The organism is Snodgrassella sp. B3088 (genome assembly GCF_026535815.1).
Lineage (GTDB): Bacteria > Pseudomonadota > Gammaproteobacteria > Burkholderiales > Neisseriaceae > Snodgrassella > Snodgrassella alvi_E.
Genome location: NZ_JAFNPG010000035.1, coordinates 1 through 16743 on the forward strand (window position 1 = coordinate 1; position 16743 = coordinate 16743).

Consider the following 16743-nt stretch of genomic DNA (forward strand, 5'->3'; position numbering starts at 1 on the left):
CACTGGTGTAATTAATAGTGCGATTAGTAACTCTTCCACCGGTGCTATTAAGATTGTTAATGATAATGTTCTGGGCGGCACTATAACGAATACTGGGGCTAAAGGGCTTTCTGATACTAATAATATTAATATTATTAATAACAGAAAAATTACCGGCAATATCACTAACCAAGGAACGGGTAGTATTGAGGTTACCAATAATGCTGATGGTGAGCTAGATGGTGATATCTCTAATGAAAGTTCCGGAATGATATCTCTGATAAACAACGGTAATATTGATAACCAAGCTACAGGAGTCAGCAGCAGTACCGGAAAAATTAACAATTTGAATAACGGCACTTTAAAGATTACCAATAACAATACTATGAGCAGAGCATTTGATAATAATGGTACCGGTACGCTTATAGTAGAAAATAATGGTCAAATGAATGGAAATAAGATTACTAACAATGATGAAGGTACTATAGAAATTCATAATAATCTGAGTGGTCATCTTGATAGCGAAATTACGAATACCAAAAAAGGTAATATCCAAATTACAAACGATGATGTTTTGGGTGGTTTAATAGCTAATTTGGGTGAACGCAAAGGATCAGATGAAAATAATATTGAGATTATCAATAGAAAGACACTAACAAGTACTATCCGTAACGATGCTTCAGGGGCAATCAAAATCAGCAATGAAAGCTCAGGTAATCTCAGCAGTAATATTATTAATAACCGCTCTGGTAAGATCAGTTTTATCAATCAGGGGGTAAGCTCTCCTGCACAGATTACCAACTCTGGAACTGGTGAAGTTTCGGTCATCAATAATCATATACTTCGAACAGATGTAACTAATGATGCAACTAGTTCCGGTTTGATATCATTTAGTAACACCGCTGATTTTGATGGTAATCTTATCAATGCCAATTCTGGTTCAATTATAGGCGTAAACACTGGAAACTTTACCGGTACCACCAGTAATTCAGGTTTTGCCAAAAACGGAAAAATTGATCTTGATAACCAGGGTATTTGGACAAATACCGGCAATTCTGTGCTTACCAATCTGACAAACAGCAAAGGAACGATTAAATTTCCAGAGATTCCTTCAGTAGATGCTGCTGATAAAGATAAATACCATAGCATAACAGTAAAAGGTGACTATACGGGTGGTGGTCAGATGTACGTTAATACGTTCTGGAATAAGGATGGCACCACTTACAGTGACCGTGTAGACATTGCTGGAAATGTAATCGGGAATAAACCGACAACTGTACATACAGCCAATAAAAATGGAATCTATGGTGATGTAACGCAGAAAGAAATACCTATCCATTCTGCTGTCGTTGTACACGTAGACGGACAAACAACAGGAAGTGACTTTACAGGTAAAGCTCCAACTACAAATGCCGGTGAAGCACAGCTTGAAAAAATCAACACCACCCGTGCGGATGGTTCAGCAGGAACAGATTATGCATGGACTTTAAAAGCTAAGGGCAAAACTGCTCCAGACAAACCCAATCCACCTGAAGTACCCATTTATGCAGAACCGGTATCAGGCTATGTACAAATGCCTACAGCAGATATGGAACTAGGCTTTACTACGATCGGTACATTGCATGAACGTCGTAGTGAAAATCAGACTTACAATATCAACGGTTCCAATAATACGGCTCTAGGTGAAGACCAACAGCAAACTTGGGCCAGAGTAGTTGTAAAACATCTGGATAAAGATGGTAAGAAACGTTTGGATACTGCCGGAAATCAGTCTGTTCTTCAAATTGGTCACGATTTTATATTGGATGAAAACGATAAAAATGGTACACGCCGACATGTTGGTGGCTATGTAGCTTATGGTCATAATGAAAATGACTTCCGAGATCAATATCGCGCAGAAAACGGTAGAGTTGTAGATGACCACTACAATGGTAAAGGCCGTACGGATGCAGTAAGTGTTGGTGGCTATGGTACATTCTACGGTATTAATGGTGGCTATGTAGATCTTGTAGGCCAGGTAACTTATCTACGTAATAAATATAGTGCACGCTCTAATGAGTCCGAGCATCAAAATGGCTGGGGTGCAGCATTATCCGCTGAAACTGGAAAATCCTTCATTGTTTATGGTAACAACTGGTTTATCGAACCACAGGCTCAGTTGGTTTATCAGTATTTGTCTCTGGATGATTTTAATGACCGTATTCGCCATGTTGATCAGCACGACCCATCTGCATTGCGCGGTCGTGTAGGTATGCGCTTTGGCTATAACGGTGATGTAACGGATAATTTACCACCTTCATCATTCTATGGCGTTGCGAATATCTGGCATGATTTTGTTAATCCAAAATCTGTTGATATTGGCCGCGATAGCTTGAAAGAAGAATATGCTAAAACCTGGGGAGAGCTCGGTTTGGGTATTCAACTGCCAATTACCAAACAGAGTGATTTTTACGGAGATGTACGTTACGAGAAAAACTTCGGTAGCGACAAACGCAAAGGTTTCAAGGGCACAATGGGTTATAAATATACCTGGTTATAAACCTGTAATTGCAAAATTGACAGTATGATGCAATAAAAGGTTCGCAACAGGACAAAACTGCAAAAGGTTTTGTCCTGTTTTTTTAATTTCAGAAAAAATTTTGGCAGAATAGCTTGACCTTACCTACACGTAAAGGTTTAAGCTATTTATTTTTATAGAGGAATTATCATGAACAGACGTGATTTTCTCAGATATTCCACATTATTAGGAGCAGCAGCCGGCCTGCCATGGCCGGCTTTTGCCAAGGGAAATGCAGCCTTACCGAAGCTGATAATCCCGCCTTTGCTGGACACTGCCAAACAAACTAAAATTCAACTTACGGTACAGCAAGGCCAAAGCCAGTTTGGCAAAAATCTGATTACCACATGGGGCTACAATGGTGCTTTACTCGGCCCTGTAATTCGCTTGTACCGAAACAAACCTGTGCAGATTACAGTACATAACCGTCTTAACGAAGCCACTACAGTACACTGGCATGGAATGGAAATATCAGGTATCGCTGATGGTGGGCCACAAGCAAGCATTGAAGCCGGACAAACACGGCAAATCAACCTTACTTCAATACAACAGGCTGCAACCTGCTGGTATCATCCGCATCCGCATATGCATTCTGGAAAACAAGTAGCCATGGGGCTGGCCGGTATGCTTTTGCTAGAAGATGCCAACAGCACCAGCTTGCCATTACCTAAAAACTGGGGAATAGATGATATTCCGCTGATAATTCAGGATAAAAAATTTGATGAGAATGGGCAGATTGATTATCAGCTTAATGTACTAAGTGCTGCTGTGGGCTGGTTTGGCGATACTCTGCTGTGTAATGGGCAGCTGTATCCTCAACATTATGCGCCACGTGGCTGGCTACGACTGCGTCTGCTCAACGGCTGTAACGCCAGAAGCCTGAATCTGGCATGCAGTGATAACCGGTCGATGTATGTTATTGCCAGTGATGGAGGCTTTCTGCCTGAACCGGTAGCAGTGCAGAATCTGTACATGTTGCCGGCTGAACGTTTTGAAGTACTGATTGATACAAGCAACGCACAGGCATTTGACCTACTGACATTGCCAGTAAAGCAAATGGGTATGAATCTTGCTCCCTTTGATCAACCCTACCCAATTATCCAAGTGGCCACCGTATCTACTCGAAACAACGCCAGTTTGCCGGAACAGCTTAACAATAAGCTACCAGCCATCCCCTCTGTAGATATTCTAACTAATAGACAATTTAAATTGTCTATGGATTCACAGCTGGACACTCTGGGTATGCAGGCTTTACAGCAACTTTCTGGCGACTCATCCATGCATCACATGCCTGCAAACCACGGACATATGGCTGTGATGCATCATAATATGCAGGCAAACATGGCTGATTTAGATTTGATGCATGCAAATCGGATTAACGGACAGACTTTTGATATCCACAAACCAGCCTTTAAAGCTAATAAAGGACAGTATGAATGCTGGGAAATATCCGGTGTAGGCGATATGATGCTACACCCCTTCCATATACACGGTACTCAATTCAGGATATTAAGTGAAAACGGTAAAATTCCGCCAGCTCATCGTGCAGGGTGGAAAGATATAGTCAGTGTAGAAGGTGCTGTAAGCAAAGTATTGGTCAAATTCAACCACCCTGCTCCATCTAGTTTTCCCTACATGGCACATTGTCATATACTCGAACATGAGGATACTGGCATGATGCTAAGTTTTACAGTATGAATCAAATAATAACTTCAAAAAATGGAACAATTTATACTAAATTAGAAACGAAAGAACACAGCTGATAAATATTATTATCATATCTTCGCTACTCAGTTGCACATACGAGAATAGATTTATTACTGCTGCGATTTTTTTCAAACAAGGTTTGTTGAATACTCTCGGAAAGCTGCAGGCAATCCGAAACAATCTTTATTTGGCTAGAATAGAAATATCCCTCAAAACAGCAAATTTTGAGGGATAAATAATAAAAAACAGTTATTGTGGTGCACTGGTGCGAATTAGATAATCGAAAGCACTTAAGGCTGCTTTTGCCCCTTCACCGGCAGCAATAATAATTTGTTTATAAGGTACATTAGAACAATCACCGGCAGCAAAAACACCGGGTACGCTCGTTTTACCATAGCGGTCAATCGCAATTTCATGCATTGGTTCAGTTAACTCAACGGTACCCTGCAAAAAGCTGGTATTGGGCAGCAGACCAATCTGAACAAAAATACCCTCTAAAGCTAGATGATGAGCTGTATTGGTAGTTCTGTCCTGATAATTCAAACCATTAACCTTACCTTCAGCACCGGTAACTTCAGTTGTCTGGGCATTTAAGATAACTTTTACATTGGGCAAACTGTTTAGTTTATGCTGCAAAACTTCATCTGCACGCATTTTATCGGAAAATTCGAGCAAGGTGACGCTCTTCACCACACCAGCCAGATCAATGGCAGCTTCTACTCCAGAATTACCACCGCCTATTACAGCTACATCTTTACCCTTAAATAACGGGCCATCGCAATGCGGACAATAGGTAACACCTTTAGTTCGGTACTCCTGTTCACCCGGTACATTCATCGAACGCCAGTGAGCACCTGTAGAAAGAATTACTGTACGAGATTTCAGCACAGCACCACTTTCGGTATGTACTTCAATCAGTCCACCTTCAGTTTTAGCCGGTACCAGTGCACTGACTTTTTGCAGATTCATAATATCGACATCATAACTGCGGACATGGCTTTCCAGATCACGAGCAAACCGCGGACCATCTGTTGTCAATACCGAAATATAATTTTCAATCTCAAGCGTATCCAGTACCTGCCCACCAAAACGTTCTGCCACTATTCCTGTACGGATACCCTTACGTGCAGCATATACTCCAGCTGCTGCACCCGCTGGTCCGCCACCAACAATCAACACATCAAAGGGTGCCTTGGCATTCAATTCATCTACAACATCACTGGCGGCATTGCTATCCAGTTTAGCTACTATTTCAGCAAGCTCCATCCGCCCCTGACCAAAGGATTCGCCATTCAGAAAAACTGCCGGCACACCCATAATCTGTTTGGCTTCAATTTCATCCTGAAACAGAGCTCCGTCAATTGCTGTATGTGTGATATTCGGATTAAGAATAGTCATCAGATTCAGCGCCTGAATTACATCTGGACAATTATGACATGTAATTGAATAATAAGTTTCAAAGTGATAGTTGCCTTGCAGATTTTTAATCTGCTGCTGCAAAGATTCTGCTTCTTTAGAAGGATGTCCGCCTACCTGTAATAAGGCCAGCACCAGTGAACTAAACTCATGCCCCATTGGGTTACCGGCGAATATCAGTCCGGTATGTGTACCCGGATTGGTAATTTCAAAACTGGGCTTACGTTCAGACTCACCATCAGTGCGTAAGGAAATTTTATCACTAAGTGTTTCTACCTCTTGTAACAGTGCCAGCATGTCGCGAGCACCTGCACTTTCATCCAGAGTTGCTATGATTTCAACCGGTCTGGTTACATATTCTAAATAAGCTTTTAATTGGCTTTTCAGGGTGTCGTCTAACATATTACTGCTCCATTACATTAAAAATAACAATCGATATTCTATTTTTGATAGCCTGTATATTTATTTTACTAAAAAGCCCAGATACCGCAGCCGGTATCCGGACTGAATGGCTGCTAATTAACAGCAGATAAGATGTGTGTGTTTAAGTGCTTAAATTTTACCAACCAGTTCCAAAGAAGGAGCCAGTGTTTTATCGCCTTCTTTCCATTTAGCCGGACATACTTCACCCGGATGAGATGCTACATACTGGGCAGCTTTAACTTTACGTACCAAATCAGATGCTTCACGTCCGATACCTTCAGCAGTCACTTCCACACTCTGAATGATACCTTGAGGGTCTACCAAGAAAGTAGCACGGTCAGCAGAACCTTGACCTTCGCGCATTACACCAAAATTGGTAGCCAGCGTACCATTACGGTCACCCAGCATAAAATATTTGATTTTAGCAATGGTATCAGAAGTATCATGCCAAGCTTTATGAGTGAAATGTGTATCGGTAGATACAGAGTAAACTTCCACACCCATTTTTTGCAATTCATCATAATGATCAGCTAGATCACCTAATTCAGTCGGGCAAACAAAAGTAAAGTCAGCTGGGTAGAAAAAGAAAACAGACCATTTACCTTTCACATCAGCATCACTGATATCAACAAATTTACCATTATGAAAAGCAGTGGTATTAAAAGGTTTAATTTCGGTATTTACATTAGCAACCATAAGTATCTCCTTAAAAAAGGTTGAATTAATTAATGAAGGTATAGTACACAAAATTCCTTAATAAATATAATCAAATGATTTTATGTAAGCGATAGTTTTTTTTATTTATAAAAATCATATATTTGATTTTTTTAACCCCTGACAATTATCAAAAAGCATTGAGAAAATGATTATTTAATCCATTCTACTGAGAAGATAATGGAAACTGAAACTAAGACGACTTTTGAAATCATTGTTTTTCTGAGTATTTCACTCACAATTAAAACCAGACTATAATAATTAATCAAGCCTATATATTTGATTACATATTGAAAAATATAGGTATTGGTTTAGATCAGTACGGGACAGACTTGACTGTACATCCTAACCAGTCATATGCAGGGGCTGAAACCTATGAAAAGTCATATTCTGCAATTAGCCTTATTCCTAGTAGTTTTAGTGTGGTCTGGCTATCAGCCACATGACTATCCCACTTGGGGGCTAGAAGTATTTCCGGCTTTGATAGGTGTTACAATACTTATATGTACCTATTCCCGTTTCCGCTTCAGTGAATTGATGTACTGGGTCGTACTGATTCATGCATTAATTTTACTGGTCGGAGGTCATTACACCTATGCACAAGAACCATTATTTAATTACCTGTGCAGCTTGTTTGGCTGGTCACGAAATAATTACGATAAATTAGGCCATTTTTTTCAGGGTTTCTCACCAGCCATTATCGCCAGCGAATTACTCTGGGGCTTACACATCGTACGCCAACGTAGTTGGGTAGTCTTTCTAAGTGGCTGTGTATGTATGGCTATCAGTGCCATTTATGAGCTATTCGAATGGATGGTAGCAGAAATCAGTAATCAGGAAGCTGTCGCTTTTCTGGGTACACAAGGCGATGTATGGGATACTCAGAAAGATATGCTATGGTGTCTAATCGGCGCCAGCAGCATGCTGATTTATCTCTACTTCAGTAAACGTCATTTACAGCCAGAGAACGAAGAAAAAACCTTCCACTCCATGTATCCAAGTGAATAATGTTTATTTATCCTAAAATAGTTTATGCTCTATTTTGTTCAAATAAGAGTACAGAAACAATATCCACTAATCAAAAAAGAGTCAAATATTAACTGATGCACTTTTTTCCAGCTTGATTTTGATTTCTTTGATATCTTCTTCAAAAATCATAATCACCCCCAGATAAGCCATACCAAACATCATCGCTGTGATAAATGAACTGGCTATAGCCATAACATTCATCCACACCAAACCCAAAGCAAAAACGATAAAGCATAAAGCAAAAATTGCATTAAAATAAAATTTTACCCGTTTAAATTTTTTTTCTTTATGCGTCAGCTGTTCACTTAAATCCTTACCAACTGCAGCAGATTCAGTAGTTTGGTTCATAAGTTCAAACTCCAGTACATGTAAAGCAGAGGAAATCAATTGTAAAATTTAATTACTTAATGGTACTTATTCTAACCTATATTACTTTTACAATGAAGTATCATTCATTTAAATATGATTTTAAAAACAGGCAATAATATATATTTTACTTCCTCATAGTGATGATTAAAAATTGTCGTGAAAACAACCATCAAAAATACTAGTTGCTTGAAATCAAAATGTTTAGTATTAATTGATTTGATTGTGATTGTAAAAAATTTATTAAAAATAAATTTATTTCCGATTACTTAAATATTTTTGAGTGATTAGAGTGTAACACTTGCTGGAAAAAACATTTGAATATAAAAATCAAAAAAGGCTGAAATTAATCCATTTCAGCCTTTTGCATCTGATAGTCTCAAAAATTAGTAAATAAATTCATTTATTTGACAATTTTTAGCCCTTTTTTCCCGCCAGACTGATTACTTTCAGCAGCCGGAATTTTTTCGGAGCTATTTTTCGTATCAAAAGTCTCTTCGGATGTAGAAATCGATGCTTTTTCATCAGTAAGCGGCTCTAATTCGAAGCCCATTCCCTCACCAGTTTCCCGAGCAAACAGACTAGTAACATGTCCAACTGGAATCCAGATATCATGCGATATACCATTGAAACGAGCTGCAAAGCTTACCCACTCATTATCAATATTCAGATTATGCGCTGCCACAGCACCGATATTGAGCACAATCTCATTATCTCGAACATACTGAAGAGGGACTTGGGTTTTATTATTTACCCATGCAACAATGTGCGGTGTATAACCACTGTCCAGCGCCCATTCGTACAGAGCGCGTAGAATGTAAGGTTTAGTACTCAGTTTGCTCATTGTGTTCTCCCTTTATCAAGAATGCTTAACGACGCATGGCCTTTTCTGCCGGTGTTAATGCATCAATGAAGGCTTCACGCTGGAAAATACGTTCTGCATATTTCAGCAAAGGTGCTGCCGATTTTGGCAACTTAATGTCATAGTGATCCAAGCGCCATAACAACGGCGCCAGTGCCACATCAATCATGGAAAAATCATCACCAATAATGTATTTATTCTTGCTAAATGCTGGTGCCAGCATAGTCAGCCCCTGTGTAATGGCTTCGCGGGCTTTATTCATTTCTTTATTACTGGATTCTGGATTTTCCAATACCAGTACATGGCTGAACAGTTCCTTTTCCAGCCGATACAAAACCAGACGGCCGCGGCCACGCATAACCGGATCTGCCGGCATCAGCTGCGGATGAGGAAAGCGTTCATCAATGTATTCATTAATAATATTGGATTCATACAGAATCAGGTCACGCTCCACTAGCACGGGTACCTGATTATAAGGGTTCATCACAGCCAAATCTTCAGGCTTATTGTAAACGTCTACATCTTTTATTTCAAAATCCATGCCCTTTTCATACAGGACAAAGCTGCAACGCTGACTAAACGGGCAGGTAATACCCGCATATAATGTCATCATGATTAATTTCCCAGAATTACCGTATAATATCAATACAGTGTGGTGTCAAAAAAATTATCTAATTATAGACAAATGACTCTATTTTTACCAGAAAAATAGCTTAAGTTTATGTTTATTAAAATTTTTTCCAAAAAAACTTACTTCTGTACAACTATAGCACCTATGCAGGATTGGGTTCATCAAAAAACTGTTGGTGGATGTTAAACTGTGCTGCCAAAGCCTGCGCCAGAGCCTGAATACCATAGCGTTCAGTTGCATGATGCCCGGCAGCGATAAACACAACACCGTACTCCTGTGCCAAATGGTATTGTGGTTCGGATACTTCACCGGTGATATAAGCATCTACTCCTGTATCAATGGCCTGCTGAAAAAAACTTTGACCCCCACCAGTGCACCAGCCCAGTTTACGAATCTGCTGTTGTGGCTTGGTACTTAACAGCAACGGTTTTCGACCAAGATTTTGTGCCAGCTGCTCAGCAAGCTCTACCGGAGTTTGTGGATGAGTCAGATTACCAAATTGCAGCAGGTTCTGTTCCCCACCACATCCGTCAAGCTGCCAGCCCAAACGTAACCCCAATTGCACGTTATTACCCCAGCGTTGGTGTGCATCCAGTGGCAAATGATAGCCAGCAAGATTAATATCATGGCATAACAGCGTCTGAATGCGACGTTTTTTCCAGCCGGTAATCACCACATTTTCGTTTTTCCAAAACATACCGTGATGTACCAGTAGCATATCTGCTTGCTGAGCGACGGCAAAATCAATCGCAGCCTGACTGGCAGTGACTGCACAAACAATCCTATTCACCTCATTCTTGCCCTCTATCTGCAGTCCATTCGGGCAAAAATCACGAAACTGGTTTATATCAAGTTGCGTAGCACACCAGTCTAAAATCTCATTTCTATTGGCCATGAATTACCTTATATCAATATGAATACGACTTTTTCTTAATAATATATTCTAGGTTAAACAATTGATTGAATTGAAACCTAATAGCGCTGGCTATATTATTCATTTTATAAATTGTACAAAGAAATTTCATGTATTAATTTTAAAATCATGTTTTGAATAACATATAAATAAATTTCAATACATTGATCTACAAATACAATTTAAAAAATTCTTGTTTAAAAGGAAATGTAATGGGTTTGCATAAATTTTATTTACTTAATAAGCTAAATTAATAGCAGTAGCGAAACGCAAAAATAAATACTACAGGATAAACTTACTATGACAAAAACTACACCAATACTATCTACATCTTTAAACAGTTACAAAAATCTTGCTCTTATTTTGCCTCAATGTTTTCAGGGAAAAACTACTGATTTAAATTTTTGAGTTTTTTATAAAACAAACATATTAGGAAAGTTTGGATTAAACTAGTATGAAAATACATCTAAAAGCGTATTTATAATTAAAAGAAAACACACTGAACACTGTAATCATTTCCTGCTGCAAATCTGGTAAAACAGTTGACCTGACAATAGTATATAAGTCTACCGGTAATTTCGAAAATTCAAACTTGCATGTACAAGCCAATCTTATACATCATGCAGCATTGACAAAAGCATACATAAAAGCTTATTTCAATTAATACATACAAAGCTTTTTCTAGCATTTAAATGCTTTATATATTATGAGAGCTAATTTATTAATTGAACACAAAATAAACCAATATAAATTGGATATGTATAACTTATATTTAAAAGCCATTAACTGTTATAAATACAGCTAATGGCCTTATTCTTTATAAAATTATCTTAAATTATGATTTATTTAACACGTTGATGCAGATTCTGAATACTGTACACTTGGGTATGAGACAACTGGCTGACACCTTCGCTCATGGCCAGCGCGCCTGCAATAGTAGTATACAGAGGCACGCGCATATTGAGTGCACTGCGGCGGATCGAGTGGCTGTCTTGGATGGATTGCATATCACTGCTAACAGTGTTTACTACCAGTGCAATTTCGCCATTTTTGATGGCATCGACTATATGCGGTCTGCCTTCGGTAACTTTGTTAACTACCTGTACATTAATCCCATGTTGTGCCAGAAAAGCTGCAGTACCGCGCGTGGCACAAAGGCCATAGCCGAGTGACTGAAAATTAGTGGCTACCTGCACGACAGAGGACTTGTCTTCATCCCGTACAGCTAAGAAAACTTTGCCGATGGCCGGCATACGTTCACCAGCACCAAGCTGTGCTTTCAGATAAGCTTCGGCAAAAGTTTCACCTACGCCCATCACTTCACCAGTTGAACGCATTTCTGGCCCCAGAATGGTATCGACACCGGGGAATTTAATGAATGGGAACACAGCTTCTTTCACTGCATAGAATTCTGGAATAATTTCCTGCGTGAAGCCCTGCTCTGCAAGTGATATGCCAGCCATAACCCGTGCACCGATTTTAGCCAGTGATACGCTGGTGGCTTTAGATACAAAAGGTACGGTACGTGAAGCACGCGGGTTGACTTCTAAAACGTAGACAACATCATCCTGTACCGCAAATTGCACGTTCATCAGCCCAACAACTTTTAATTCTTTAGCCATAGCAGCTGTTTGACGACGAATTTCATCCTGAATGGCAGGCGACAAAGAATATGGCGGAATGGAGCAGGCAGAATCACCACTATGTACGCCAGCCTGTTCTACGTGCTGCATAATGCCGCCAATTACCACCTGCTGCCCATCGCAGACACAATCTACATCTACTTCGATGGCATGACTGAGGAAATAATCGAGTAATACCGGACTGTCGTTGGATACCTGCACAGCTTCGCGCATATAGGTTTGTAGTTCGTTAGCTGAATGTACCACCTGCATGGCACGGCCACCAAGTACGTAAGAAGGACGTACCACCAACGGATAACCAACTTCTTCTGCTAGCTGTAATGCTTCGCCTTCAGTACGTGCGGTACGGTTTTCCGGCTGACGCAATTTCAAAGTATACAAAATCTTCTGGAAACGTTCTCTGTCTTCTGCTGCATCAATGGCATCTGCCGAAGTTCCGATGATGTTTACTCCATTGGCTACTAGTTCATTCGCCAGTTTAAGGGGCGTTTGACCACCATAATGTACAATCAGGCCGTCTGGTTGCTCAGTATGGCAAATTTCGAGCACATCTTCGAGTGTGAGTGGTTCGAAATACAGACGATCGGAAGTATCGTAATCTGTAGACACAGTTTCAGGATTACAGTTAACCATGATGGTTTCAAAACCAGATTCACGCAAAGCCAAAGCGGCATGCACACAGCAATAATCAAATTCGATACCCTGCCCAATACGGTTTGGTCCACCACCCAGAATCATGATTTTTTTTCGCTGACTCGGCTCAGCCTCACACTCTTCTTCATAAGTGGAATACAGATAGGCAGTGTCGGTAGCAAATTCAGCTGCACAGGTATCAACACGTTTGTATACTGGATGGAGCTTCAGCTGATGCCGATGCTGTCGCACGCTAGTTTCATCAGAAGCCAGCAACTGAGCCAGACGTTTATCTGAAAAACCTTTGCGCTTCAGCCTACGCAAGCTGGCGTAATCAATGTTATCAAGCTTCTGGCCAGATAGTTTCTGTTCTTCTGTAATTAAATCAGCAATTTGAGCCAGAAACCATGGATCAATAGCGCAAATCTGCTGGATTTCGTTAAGAGAAAAACCGGCTCGGAAGGCGTCGGCGACATACAGAATACGTTCTGGGCCAGGATTGGCCAATTCACGCTGAATCACTGCCCTATCATTACTGCGGCTGGTAAAACCGCTCAAACCTACTTCTAGACCGCGTAAAGCTTTATGAATAGATTCCTGAAAAGTACGGCCGATGGCCATAACTTCACCTACTGATTTCATCTGAGTAGTCAGACGATCATCTGCTGCAGGAAATTTTTCAAAAGCAAAACGCGGCACTTTGGTCACAACATAATCAATTGCTGGCTCAAAGGAAGCAGGAGTTCGGCCACCGGTGATGTCGTTCTGTAATTCATGCAGGGTATAGCCAACAGCTAATTTGGCAGCAATTTTGGCGATTGGGAAACCCGTGGCTTTAGAAGCGAGCGCTGATGAACGGCTAACACGCGGATTCATTTCAATCACTATCATCTCGCCATTATTCGGATTAATGGCAAACTGGACGTTAGAACCTCCTGTATCGACCCCTATTTCACGTAATACAGCCAACGATGCATCACGCATAAGCTGGTATTCTTTGTCGGTAAGAGTCTGTGCCGGCGCCACAGTAATAGAATCTCCGGTATGGACTCCGCATGGATCAAAGTTTTCAATCGAGCAAATGATGATGCAATTGTCGGCACGGTCGCGCACGACTTCCATCTCATACTCTTTCCACCCCAGTACGGACTGTTCGACCAACAGTTCATGTGTAGGTGAAGCATCAAAACCGCGTTCACAGATGCTGATAAATTCATCTTTGTTATAAGCGATACCGCCGCCGCTGCCACCCATAGTGAAAGATGGCCGAATGAGTGCCGGAAATCCCACTTGTGTTTGCGCGTCTAGTGCCTGCTCCATACTGTGGCAGATAAAGGATTTCGGTGTATTCAAACCGATTTTATTCATAGCCTCTTTGAAACGGCCACGGTCTTCTGCTTTATCGATCGCATCCTCTGAAGCACCAATCAACTCTACCTGATATTGTTTCAGGATACCATGGTGCGCTAAGTCTAGCGCACAGTTGAGTGCTGTTTGCCCACCCATGGTTGGCAAGATGGCATCCGGACGTTCTTTTTCGATAATTTTTGCGACCGTTTGCCACATAATGGGCTCTATATAAGTAACATCGGCCATGTCCGGATCGGTCATGATAGTGGCAGGATTGGAGTTCACAAGGATGACTTTATAGCCTTCTTCGCGTAATGCTTTGCATGCTTGTGCACCGGAATAGTCAAACTCACATGCCTGACCGATTACAATGGGGCCGGCACCAATAATAAGAATAGATTTTAGGTCTGTGCGCTTGGGCATATTGATACCTTTATCAATGATTATCTGTTTAATTTAGCAGTACGGCAGCATTTTTTACTGATAGAGTGCTTCAGTCTATGCTGGCCATCCATAATTTCAGTGCAAACGCCATAAATAACAGTCCGATGCTGGCTACTGCACCCGCAGCCAGTCGCTGATAATGACGAAACCATTTAACCAATGACAATCCGCTGAAAATAAGCATGCTCAGATAGGTCATACTGCATAGCTGCAGAATGATTGCCAGCAGCAGAAAGCTGATTGCAGGATAAGCGTAATGCGGGTCAACAAACTGGACAAAGAAAGCCAAAAAAAACAGTATGGCTTTCGGATTTAACAAGCTCAACAACAGTGCATGCTGAAATACATAGCGTGCTGATGGCGAGGGTTCCGTACTGGTTGATTCATACAATGATTCTCTGAAAGCCGTGGCAGCCTGCCGACGGTGGTGCCATTGTCTGAGTGCCGAACGTAAAAGCTGACACCCCAAATAAAACAAATACACACCACCAACCAGCTTCAGCAACATAAACAAGACAGGAATGGTTTTAATGATGGACGCTGCACCGGTAGCTGAAAGCAGCATAAGCACGCTGTCGCCTAAAAATATACCGGCGACGGCACAATATGCTGTTCTCACGCCATATTTTCCAGCCATGGCCAAACAATACATTGAATTAGGACCAGGAAGCAAAATGATGGCAACAGCACCAACTATGTACGTTCCCAGCTCAGTAATACCAAACACGGGTGTTCCTGTCTATTTATACTAATTATCAATTTTGTAGTGAATAAAATTAAATTATTTGCTCTGTCTGGCTGTCTGCATGTGTTCGATAAAACGGTCAAATAAGTAGGAAACATCATGCGGTCCGGGGCTTGCTTCAGGATGCCCCTGAAAAGAAAACGCCGGCTGGTTAATCAGGCTGATGCCTTGCAGGGAACCATCAAACAATGATTTATGGGTGATACGAACATTGTCCGGTAAGGTAGCAGCATCCACTTCGAAGCCATGGTTCTGGCTAGTAATCACTACACGCCCTGTATCCATATCCTGTACAGGATGGTTAGCACCATGATGACCAAAAGGCATTTTACGCGTCTGAGCACCCAGTGCCAGGCCAAGAAGCTGATGTCCCAAACAAATACCAAATAGCGGCAGTTTATGAACCAATATCTCTTGCACTGCATTGATAGCATAATCACAGGGCTCTGGGTCGCCGGGGCCATTAGAGAGAAATACGCCATCCGGATTCAACGCCAGCACATCTGCTGCTGGTGTGGTTGCAGGTACAACAGTTAATCGGCATCCACGTTCACTCAACATGCGCAGGATATTAGTTTTAACCCCAAAATCATAAGCAACCACATGAAACTTAGCTGCCGGCGGCTGTGTAAAACCCTGTCCAAGCTGCCATTCTCCCTGTGTAAATTCATACTGAGTAGTGCAGCTTACTTGTTGCGCTAAATCTTTACCTGCCATGCTGCCGAAAGTTCGTGCTAGCTCCAGTGCTTGGTCAATGCCGGTATCATTACCAGTGATAATACAGCCGGCTTGTGTACCTTTATCACGCAGCAAACGAGTAAGACGACGTGTATCAATATCGGCAATTGCCACAGTGTTATGACGTTTTAAATAATCAGCCAAACTTTCTTCAGCTCGGAAATTACTGTGCAGGAGAGGTAAATCACGAACAATCAAACCAGCAGCATAAATTTGTTTGCTTTCTGTATCTTCACTGTTCACACCGGTATTACCAATATGCGGATAAGTGAGCGTTACCATCTGCTGAGTATAAGACGGGTCAGTAAGAATTTCCTGATAGCCAGTCATGCTGGTGTTGAAGACAACTTCACCAACTGCCTGCCCTGCTGCACCAATGCTGACACCATGAAATACGGAACCATCAGCCAACACCAAAATTGCGTTTGTAGTCATGGATGAGTCCTTTGGTTTAATCAGACTGTTGCTATAGCGACAGTCAGTTTTTATGGGTAATGAATTGTGCTTTCCTTTACCATTTGCAGGCAAAAAAAAACACGCCACTTCACGCAAAAATACGTGAGCTACGTGCTTGAATATGACAGCAGAATCTG

The 16743-nt window shown here is 41.2% G+C and carries 12 protein-coding genes; 3 read left to right on the plus strand and 9 right to left on the minus strand.

The genetic code is table 11. The features are described from left to right. Together J3U75_RS09720 and cueO are read left to right on the plus strand one after the other, a co-directional pair. On the plus strand, nucleotides 1–2518 hold a 2518-nt coding region (locus J3U75_RS09720), incomplete at its 5' end, for an autotransporter outer membrane beta-barrel domain-containing protein (protein WP_267391933.1). A gap of 168 nt (nucleotides 2519–2686) precedes the next feature. Further along, entirely contained in the window at nucleotides 2687–4234 is a 1548-nt protein-coding gene (gene cueO / locus J3U75_RS09725) for a multicopper oxidase CueO (RefSeq protein ID WP_267391934.1), read from the plus strand. A 258-nt stretch (nucleotides 4235–4492) separates the two neighbouring features. Here cueO and ahpF read toward each other — a convergent pair whose 3' ends face one another. Both ahpF and ahpC read right to left on the minus strand, forming a co-directional pair. Further along, nucleotides 4493–6061, minus strand: coding sequence for an alkyl hydroperoxide reductase subunit F (ahpF, locus tag J3U75_RS09730; RefSeq protein WP_267391935.1), 1569 nt, complete (start codon nucleotides 6059–6061; stop codon nucleotides 4493–4495). A gap of 150 nt (nucleotides 6062–6211) precedes the next feature. Continuing rightward, nucleotides 6212–6778, minus strand: a complete 567-nt coding sequence (gene ahpC, locus J3U75_RS09735) for an alkyl hydroperoxide reductase subunit C (protein ID WP_100141220.1) — start codon at nucleotides 6776–6778, stop codon at nucleotides 6212–6214. 393 nt (nucleotides 6779–7171) lie between these two features. Here ahpC and J3U75_RS09740 point away from each other — a divergent pair, with 393 nt between their 5' ends. Beyond that, a complete protein-coding gene (locus tag J3U75_RS09740) occupies nucleotides 7172–7804 on the plus strand; it encodes a DUF2238 domain-containing protein (protein WP_267391936.1) in 633 nt (210 codons plus the stop codon). An 81-nt stretch (nucleotides 7805–7885) separates the two neighbouring features. Here J3U75_RS09740 and J3U75_RS09745 read toward each other — a convergent pair whose 3' ends face one another. From J3U75_RS09745 to carA, 7 genes are all read right to left on the minus strand, one after another. Then, nucleotides 7886–8173 (minus strand): hypothetical protein, encoded by a 288-nt coding sequence (locus J3U75_RS09745; protein ID WP_267391937.1) that lies wholly within the window; start codon nucleotides 8171–8173, stop codon nucleotides 7886–7888. Between the two features lie 421 nt (nucleotides 8174–8594). After that, nucleotides 8595–9035 carry a ClpXP protease specificity-enhancing factor gene (locus J3U75_RS09750; RefSeq protein ID WP_267391938.1) on the minus strand — a complete coding sequence of 147 codons (441 nt, stop codon included), beginning with the start codon at nucleotides 9033–9035 and terminating at the stop codon, nucleotides 8595–8597. Between the two features lie 25 nt (nucleotides 9036–9060). After that, nucleotides 9061–9666 (minus strand): glutathione S-transferase N-terminal domain-containing protein, encoded by a 606-nt coding sequence (locus J3U75_RS09755; RefSeq protein WP_100141216.1) that lies wholly within the window; start codon nucleotides 9664–9666, stop codon nucleotides 9061–9063. A gap of 160 nt (nucleotides 9667–9826) precedes the next feature. After that, the gene (locus tag J3U75_RS09760; protein ID WP_267391939.1) at nucleotides 9827–10579 is read right to left on the minus strand and encodes a Nif3-like dinuclear metal center hexameric protein; all 753 of its coding nucleotides are present in this window, start codon (nucleotides 10577–10579) and stop codon (nucleotides 9827–9829) included. A gap of 860 nt (nucleotides 10580–11439) precedes the next feature. Further along, nucleotides 11440–14646, minus strand: a complete 3207-nt coding sequence (gene carB / locus J3U75_RS09765; RefSeq protein WP_267391940.1) for a carbamoyl-phosphate synthase large subunit — start codon at nucleotides 14644–14646, stop codon at nucleotides 11440–11442. A 70-nt stretch (nucleotides 14647–14716) separates the two neighbouring features. After that, complete coding sequence (gene leuE, locus J3U75_RS09770; RefSeq protein ID WP_100151944.1) at nucleotides 14717–15394, minus strand: leucine efflux protein LeuE; 678 nt, start codon at nucleotides 15392–15394, stop codon at nucleotides 14717–14719. Between the two features lie 54 nt (nucleotides 15395–15448). Then, the gene (gene carA / locus J3U75_RS09775) at nucleotides 15449–16585 is read right to left on the minus strand and encodes a glutamine-hydrolyzing carbamoyl-phosphate synthase small subunit (protein WP_267391941.1); all 1137 of its coding nucleotides are present in this window, start codon (nucleotides 16583–16585) and stop codon (nucleotides 15449–15451) included. Nucleotides 16586–16743 lie beyond the last annotated feature (158 nt).